Raw genomic sequence first — 7783 nt, 5'->3', positions numbered from 1 at the left:
ATCCGCACCCCCACCACCGTTCGGCGCCCTCGTCCGTGTCACCGGCACCCTCACCTCGAACGCCCCAGGCGAGCCCACCGCCTTCACCCTCTCCGCCACCGCGCCCACCACCCCGCTCGACGACCCACCCTGGTGGCTCGCCTGGACAGAGCAGGTCCGGCACCGTTTCGCCGCCGCCTCCTCCACCACCCCTGGCAACGGAGGCGCGCTCCTCCCCGGTCTCGCGATCGGCGACGAGACGGCCGTCCCCGCCGACCTCGACACCGCCATGAAGGCCGCCTCCCTCAGCCACCTCACCGCGGTCAGCGGCGCGAATTGCGCGATGATCACCGCCGTCGCCTTCTTCGTCTCCGCACGACTCGGACTCGGGCGCCGCACCCGCGTCCTCGTCGCCCTCCTCGCGCTGGCCGCATTCGTCATCCTCGTGACCCCGGGCGGAAGCGTCATCCGTGCATCCACGATGGCCGTGGTGGTCCTCGTCGGCATCGCCCGGGGACGCCCCTCCCAGGGACTCCCGCTGCTCGCACTCGCGGTCATCGTCCTCCTCGTGCACGACCCCTGGCTCGCCCGCGACTACGGCTTCGCACTGTCGGTCCTGGCCACAGGGGGGCTGATGCTGCTCGCCGGCCCGCTCGCGCGCATCCTGAGCAGGTGGCTGCCGCGAACCCTGGCGGTCGCACTCGCGGTACCCGTGGCGGCCCAGCTCGCCTGTCAACCGGTCCTCATCCTGCTCTCGCCGACCCTTCCGCTCTACGGCGTCGCCGCCAACCTCCTGGCCGCACCGGCGGCACCGGTGGCGACGCTCCTCGGCTGCCTCGCCTGCGTCGCGTTGCCGTTCGCCCCCGCGCTCGGTCAGGCGCTCGTCTGGGCGGCGTGGGCGCCGTCCTCCTGGATCGCCCAGGTCGCGACGGCCACCAGCGCCCTCCCAGGCAGCGCGCTCCCGTGGGCCGACGGCATCGTCGGCGTCCTACTCTGCGCGGCGGCTCTGGTCGCGGTCACGGTCCTGGCCTTGGCACGCCCACGTGTCGGACGGGGGATGCTCGCCACCGTGGCCGCCGCCTCCCTCGTTCTCGGCACCGTCGGCTATCTGGGCATCCTCGGCGGAACCGTCGTCGGCCGCGCCGTCGCGCTCCCGGACACCTGGCAGCTCGCCGCCTGCGATGTCGGCCAGGGCGACGCACTCCTCATCCGGGACGGCGACCATGTCGCCATGATCGACGTCGGACGCGAACCCGCCCTCGCCACCGCCTGCCTCGACACTCTCGGCATCGCACGCATCGACCTGTTGATCCTCACCCACTTCGACGTCGACCACGTCGGCGGCCTCCCTGCCGTCCTCGGCCGGGTGGAGCGCGCACTCGTCGGGGAGCCCGGCCGAGAACTCGACACCCGCGCCCTTGCCTCCCTCCGCGAATCGGGCGCGACGGTCGAGCAGGTCGTCGCCGGCGCGCACGGAACGCTCGGCGCCGCCACCTGGACGGTCCTCTGGCCGCCCCAGCCGCCACCGGGAACACCGGCGCTGGCCGGCAATCCAGGCAGCATCACGGTCGCCCTCGATGGCCACGGGATGCGCTCGATCTTCCTCGGCGACCTCGGCGAGACCAGCCAGGATGCGCTTCTCGCCACGGGAGACGTCCGCCCGGTCGACGTCGTCAAAGTCGCCCATCACGGCTCCGCCGACCAGAGCACCCGCCTGTACTCCGCCCTGAACGCAAGCCTCGCCCTCGTCTCGGTCGGCGCGGACAACGGCTACGGACACCCCACCCGCTCCGCCCTCGGGATGCTCGCCGCCACGGGCAGCACCGTCGCCCGCACCGACCACTCCGGCCTCCTCCTCGTCTCACCCGGCCCCGTCCCCGGCCGCGTCGACCTCTGGACAGAACGCGAACTCGCACCATCGCCCACCACCAGCGATGCCGCGCGTGACGTCCCTCCCCGTGTTCGCAGTCGCACCCGAACACCCCGCTCACAGCGCGCTGCACCCGTCGCGGAAGGCCCGGCGTCGTATCCCAGGCACTGGTCGGCGCGCCGCGGCTCACCAAGCTTTGCGCGAACATCCTCGGCGTGTCGGTCACCGCCGAGCTGAGTTCACGACCGCCGTGTCTGCGCAGGATGCTCGACACGTGCAGGCAAATGAACGAGATGCTGCGCGATCGGCCGCGTTTTTCGGCACCGTATCTGTGCGGAGGATTCGATTCCGTGAGCGTCGGTCAAGAGGTTTGCGTGCGGCAGAGTATCGATGGCGCGTTTCGCTCGGTGGGTCCGTGCCGGGTTGAGGTGACAACGACGCGAAAACGTCGCCTCGCTTATCTGGCAGAGTCACTGCGTTTTCAGCCCATGCGGATGCACGCGTCGTTACGGTTGTGTGGCCCTCGCCGAGGCTACCCGACGGTATCCTTCACGTCGTTCGCGCCCTTCCGCACCTCATAACGGATCCCAAGCTGGGTGATCACTCCGATGAGGCCGAGAGCCATGAAGATCCATCCTTGGCGCGGGCTGTCTGAGAAGCAGAGCACGATGAGCCCGAACATAAGCAGCGCGGCACAGACGCTGTAGGAGATCCACCTGATCATGTGGAGGAACCGCAACCACATCTTCTTATGCTCCGCGTCTGCTCAGTCTTATTTTGGGACGCCAAGTACTGAACAGCTTTGGTCTCCTGAGCGGGGAATCCCATGGGTGGAGCGAGACGATGTTGAGCGCAATCATCACCATCGAGAAACTGGTCAAGCCCATGGTCAGGGCAATACCGAGATGAAACACTACCGCCAAGGGAAGCATGACGAGCCGGACCCTCGCAGTTGCGAAAAGCATGAAAGCGAGAGCGATTTCAAACGCGATCGTTCCCCACGAAAGGAGAGCAAGTATGGTCGCACTTTGCTGAATCGGTGTCAGGAACGGTTGTAGCCAGCCGGGAGCGCCAAATACGGGGTGCCCCATCCAGTAATAGAGCGCAGTTCCGTTCTGCCAATCGGTTTCTGCGACCTTCGCTACGCCTGCTACGAGGTAGATGATGGATGCTTGGAGCCGAACCATGAACAAGAAACTCAAGGCGAGCAGCCGTCCGGTCTCCGTGTCAGCCAGTTTGGAGCCTCCCGGAAGCCAGTGATTCCATCGCCCGTCAATGATTGATGGAACGATGATGAGGAGTGCGACGATAGATGCGACCTGGTCGCCGCCCTCGATTGTGCTTGCAGACTGTTGATAGCTCAACAGCACCCACCAGAAGGGAACTGCGGTCCACCTCGGGGAGATCCCAACCAGCACGAGACTGAGAACGAGCACCGCAATGATGCGGCCAAGCTCAAGAGACGGGGCAACACAGTACAGCGACGTTGCTGTGAACCCCTCACACTTCATAGACGCGGTCCCCGCCGAGGTTCTTACGAACAGGTTGTCGAGAGGATTGAGAGCCAGGGTAAGAAGGGCGGCGAGCGCGATCAAGGAGCGTGCGGCACCGTAGACGTTGGTGAGCGGATTGTGAGCAACCAGGACCCTGAGCCAAACTTCAGTTGGCCATGGAGTTTGGAGCCTTGTGAGCGCCGTGTCTGATCTCAGCATGCGACGTTATATCTCTGCAGAGACACGGGCATTATCTCGTCCGCCCCCTTGGAAGCCCACACCCAGGGAAGTGGCTTCTGAAGCACCAGAGCAAACTCACCGCAGGTCTTCCACGCCAGTGCCTTCCGGTTCAGCCTTATTGCCACCGCGTTTGTGAGGCACTCGTGCACGGTGATTACGAACGTGCTCTTGGGATCGCACTGAGTGGCCACTTTCGACGCGGCCTCAAGATCAGCCCCCTGCTGGATCGCGTTCGCCCGGGGGCCGCGACCAAGGCCGAGGAACTCGGACGGCGAGGCGTTGGGGATGGTCTGCTCCGCTGCCCACGTGCCGTCCAGTTCTCTCCAAACGCTGATCTGCTCTTCCTGGGCGTCTCGCGTGAAGAAGGCCCAACCCTGAGGGGCTATCTTTTGCGTATCGATGATCTGAGCTGCTGGGGGTTGAATTATCGCATCGGGGACAAGGCTCTTTGCCACGTAGATGCCGAGCACTGCAAGCACAACGCACAGTGCTGCACTGATGAGTGAGAGCTTCATATGATTTGCCGCATTGTTAGCCGATGCGTGAGCCAGGGGCAGATTCCCCTAACCCACGCGCAGGATAGAGCTAGGTACGACCAACCTCTTCCTTCAAGTTGAAAACGAGTTCCTGAAGCGCGATGTCACCGGTCGGGCTGACCCGAGCCATTTGGTAGTTCCGCGGTTTGCTCTGGTCGATGTCCACCGTCACCCAGACAGAAACGACGACGGTCGCGGCTGCAACGATGAACACGACCAGGCACCGACCATTAGCGTCGGAGTTCACAACCTCACCGGAGTCACCGATGGCATCAACCAGTGCAGCAGACGTCGAGCGGATCTCGTTCCTGATATCGGTCAGGGACCCAGTTGTGGCTGCGGCGTGGAGCCTCTCGATCCTCTCTGGGGAGTGCTCGAGCACCTTCTGGTACAGCGCGTCTTGAGCCTTCTTCTCGCCCGCGCTTCGGTTCGTGTCGACGCGTCCGTGCTCCGGCGCGATCTTCTTCCCGAGGTCGCCTCGCCCGAAGAAGACTGCTGAGAAGACATCTTCTTTGGTCGGCCCGGACGCGGCGGCGGACTCAGTCCGCGCTTCAATGGTTGATGGAGTCGTCGGCAACACAGCGTTGGCGATCCCAGGCGTCGTGAACGCCAATCCGGCGGCAACAGTCGCCGCTGTGATGATTCTGGCCTTCTTCATGAGTCTCCTCCAGGTTGGGGCGCTGACGGAAGCCAACTCGTTCAGCCTATAAGCGACATATGGATTGAACGTACAATATTACAGATATGTTACTGTACTGACACCTGTATTCCCCTCGCCCGCATCGCCCGCACCGCTCGCGCGCTCTCGCGCGTCAGCGCCCCTTCACCCACCCCGGCGCCCGGTGACGGTGGCCGCCCGTACACTGGAATGGACCGAGGAGGAACGTGGCGGCACGAGGCGGCAGCAGGGCGAGCGCGAGCAAGGGGCGAGCGCCGAGCGCTGTCATCCCGCAGCTCGCGTGGAACCAGATCAGGACGGCGCCGGTGGTGCTGGTGTCCGGTCCGGAGGGGTTCCTCGCCGACCGGTCCATCCGGATGCTGCGCGACGCTCTCAAGGCCGAGGACGCGAGTCTCGAGATCAGCGACATCAACGCGGCGGACTACGCGCCGGGGGAGTTGCTCACGCTTGCGAGCCCCTCCCTGTTCGGCGAGCCCCGACTGATCAGGGTCGAGGCGGTCGAGAAGTGCAACGACGCGTTCCTCAGCGACATGCTCGACTACTTGCCGAGCACCGCCGACGGCACGGTCGTGGTTCTCCGCCACGGCGGCGGCGTGCGCGGCAAGAAGCTGCTTGACGCCATCCGGGCCGGCGGCGGCGGCGGGATCGAAGTGGTGTGCACCGAGCTGAAGAAGGACTCCGACAAGTACGACTTCGCCCAGGCGGAGTTCCGGAACGCCGGCAAGAAGATCACGGCAGGAGCGTTGCGCGCGGTCACCTCCGCGTTCGCCGACGACCTGGCCGAACTGGCCGCCGCGTGCCAGCAACTCATCTCCGACACCGCCGCCGAGGTCACCGAGGCGACGGTCGACAAGTATTACGGCGGCCGCGTCGAGACGAACGCCTTCCACGTGGCCGATGCTGCGATCGCGGGCCGATACGGAGAAGCCCTGGTCACGATGCGACACGCGCTCGCGTCCGGCGCCGACCCTGTGCCGATGGTGGCGGCGTTCGCGAGCAAGGTCCGCACGATGGCGAAGCTGTCCGGCGCGCGCGGAGGCTCCGGCCAGCTCGCGCAGCAGTTCGGCCTCGCCCCCTGGCAGGTCGACCGCGCCAAGCGCGACCTCCAGGGCTGGACGGAAGACGGCCTCGGCCGCTGCATCGAGGTCCTCGCCGAAACCGACGCCAATGTCAAGGGCGGCGGCCGCGACCCGGTCTTCGCCCTCGAACGCATGATCCGCATCGTCAGCGCCCGCGGCCGCGGCGCCTGACGCAGCGCGCCACGCCCGGCTGAGCCCGCGTCCGACCCATCCTGCACGTCCGACCCGTCCCGCACGTCCGGCCGGTCCACCACATCGGCCGATTCCTCGCGCGCGGCCGTGTGATCCCACCACCCGATCCCACGCGCCCCGACCCACCCACCACAAACGCGAAGAGCCCCCGTCGTCACGACGGGGGCTCTTCGCTGCCGGACGAGTCCGGGATGCTGGTGCTGCTTAGAGGGCTGCGACCTGCTTGGCGATCGCCGACTTCTTGTTGGCGGCCTGGTTCTTGTGGATGACGCCCTTGCTGGCCGCCTTGTCGAGCTTCTTCGTAGCGAGCTTCAGCGCCGAAGTCGCCTTGTCCTTGTCGCCGGCTGCAACGGCCTCGCGGGTCGCGCGGACCGCGGTCTTGACCTCGCTCTTGACAGCCTTGTTGCGCTCCTGGGCCTTCTTGTTGGTGCCGATGCGCTTGATCTGCGACTTGATGTTTGCCACGTGGTTACTTTCGTTCGAAGTGAGTTTCGGATGAGCCGCTCAGCGAGAGAGGGCGCCTTGCGGCAGTCGTGCGGAAGAACCCACACGCAAGCCAACAAACAACTTTACCAGCGAGCGGGCTCTGCGCCAAACCGGTCCGGGGGCGCTGCACGCGAGGTCAGGCAGGCGGAGCACCCCCGGAGTCGATGAGGCGGACGCTCAGTCCGCCGTGCCCGCTCCGACGGCGGCCGGAGCGTACGACCCGCTCACCAGCTCGTCGAGCAGGGTCGGCCCGTTCGGCTCCCAGCCGAGGTCGATGCGGGCCTTCGTTCCGCGTGCCTGCTGGTCGAGGAACAGCGCGTCGGCGAAGTCCGCGCCGAGGCGGGCGCGCGTCTCGTCCGCGCTCTCCGGCTCAACGCCGCCGGAGACACCGGCCGCCGACGCCGCTGCCTCGCCGAGCTCGCGCACGGTCGGGTTCGCGCCGCTCGCGCCGAGGTAGACCGCGCCGGCGTCGCCGTTCTCGAACACCAGCACGTACAGCGCGGCCAGGTCGTCCACGTGCACCGTCGTCCAGTGCTGCTCGCCGTCGCCGACCAGGCGGATGGCGGGTGCGACGCCGGAGCCGCGGGGCGCATCCACGAGCACGTTGGCGATTCCTGCGCCGTGGCCGTAGACGACGGCGGGCACGACGACCGCCGTGCGGATGCCCTCTGCGGCGAGGACGCGCTCCTCCGTCGCCCGGCGCCACGCAGTCAGCGCTGGCGGGGCGGAGGGGGAGTCCTCGGTGATGTCCGGGTTGGAGCCGTACGACCAGATGCCTCCGGTGTGCACGAACGGCTTGCCGCTTCCCTCGAGGCCGCGCAGGACGGCGTCGACGAAGACCGGGTCGACGTCCTTGGCCGATGCGAGGTGGATGACCCCGTCGCTCTCGCGCGCCGCCCGCTCGACGAGCTCGGCGTCGCTCGCATCGCCGATGAGCGCGGTCGCCCCGGCTGCCTCGACTCGCGCGGCCTTCTCCTCGTCGCGCACCAGTGCGGTCACGCTGTGACCCTCCTCAAGGAGGCGGGGGAGGACGGATGATCCGATGAAGCCGGTCGCGCCGGTCAGGAGAATGCTCATGCTCCCGTGAAACGCCGTCGCCGCCGATCCATTCCCGCCACGTGATATTCATTCGCCGGCCTCGCCCGTCTCGGCGCACGCCACCGCACCGCCCGTGGTCCCGCCCACTCCGACGCCCCGCTCCACGCCACCCGCGGCCACCCGCCTCACCA

At 67.0% G+C, this 7783-nt stretch carries 7 protein-coding genes; 2 read left to right on the top strand and 5 right to left on the bottom strand.

Annotated features, from left to right (window positions below; genetic code table 11):
- Positions 1-2086 (top strand): ComEC/Rec2 family competence protein (locus B7438_RS19905; protein ID WP_085371422.1); only part of this gene is annotated, 2086 nt, incomplete at its 5' end.
- Positions 2087-2598: 512 nt separating this feature from the next.
- On the opposite strand, the gene B7438_RS19895 is transcribed toward B7438_RS19905, so the two are convergent.
- The 3 genes from B7438_RS19895 to B7438_RS19885 all read right to left on the bottom strand — a co-directional run bounded on the left by B7438_RS19895 (position 2599) and on the right by B7438_RS19885 (position 4776).
- Positions 2599-3561: a sporulation-delaying protein SdpB family protein gene (locus tag B7438_RS19895; RefSeq protein ID WP_085371420.1), complete on the bottom strand. Its 963-nt coding sequence runs from the start codon at positions 3559-3561 to the stop codon at positions 2599-2601.
- Positions 3555-4097: an SdpA family antimicrobial peptide system protein gene (locus B7438_RS19890; protein ID WP_085371419.1), complete on the bottom strand. Its 543-nt coding sequence runs from the start codon at positions 4095-4097 to the stop codon at positions 3555-3557. Before B7438_RS19890 ends, B7438_RS19895 begins: the two co-directional genes overlap by 7 nt.
- Positions 4098-4167: 70 nt before the next feature.
- A complete protein-coding gene (locus B7438_RS19885) occupies positions 4168-4776 on the bottom strand; it encodes a hypothetical protein (protein ID WP_085371418.1) in 609 nt (202 codons plus the stop codon).
- A gap of 227 nt (positions 4777-5003) precedes the next feature.
- Between B7438_RS19885 and holA the strand changes: the two genes are divergently transcribed.
- A complete protein-coding gene (gene holA / locus B7438_RS19880) occupies positions 5004-6047 on the top strand; it encodes a DNA polymerase III subunit delta (RefSeq protein ID WP_179150890.1) in 1044 nt (347 codons plus the stop codon).
- Between the two features lie 225 nt (positions 6048-6272).
- On the opposite strand, the gene rpsT is transcribed toward holA, so the two are convergent.
- Complete coding sequence (gene rpsT, locus B7438_RS19875) at positions 6273-6533, bottom strand: 30S ribosomal protein S20 (RefSeq protein ID WP_085371417.1); 261 nt, start codon at positions 6531-6533, stop codon at positions 6273-6275.
- Between the two features lie 198 nt (positions 6534-6731).
- Positions 6732-7631, bottom strand: coding sequence for an NAD-dependent epimerase/dehydratase family protein (locus B7438_RS19870; protein ID WP_085371416.1), 900 nt, complete (start codon positions 7629-7631; stop codon positions 6732-6734).
- Positions 7632-7783 lie beyond the last annotated feature (152 nt).

The sequence above is a fragment of the Leifsonia sp. NCR5 genome, assembly GCF_002105485.1.
In the GTDB taxonomy this organism is placed as follows: domain Bacteria; phylum Actinomycetota; class Actinomycetes; order Actinomycetales; family Microbacteriaceae; genus Leifsonia.
This window is presented reverse-complemented; position numbering and strand designations above follow the sequence as displayed.

What these genes read in the sequence shown, in the direction of transcription:
- B7438_RS19890 (WP_085371419.1), bottom strand. Translation starts at nt 4,097, where the DNA reads ATGAAGCTCTCACTCATCAGTGCAGCACTGTGCGTTGTGCTTGCAGTG.
- B7438_RS19870 (WP_085371416.1), bottom strand. Translation starts at nt 7,631, where the DNA reads ATGAGCATTCTCCTGACCGGCGCGACCGGCTTCATCGGATCATCCGTC.
- B7438_RS19895 (WP_085371420.1), bottom strand. Translation starts at nt 3,561, where the DNA reads ATGCTGAGATCAGACACGGCGCTCACAAGGCTCCAAACTCCATGGCCA.
- B7438_RS19885 (WP_085371418.1), bottom strand. Translation starts at nt 4,776, where the DNA reads ATGAAGAAGGCCAGAATCATCACAGCGGCGACTGTTGCCGCCGGATTG.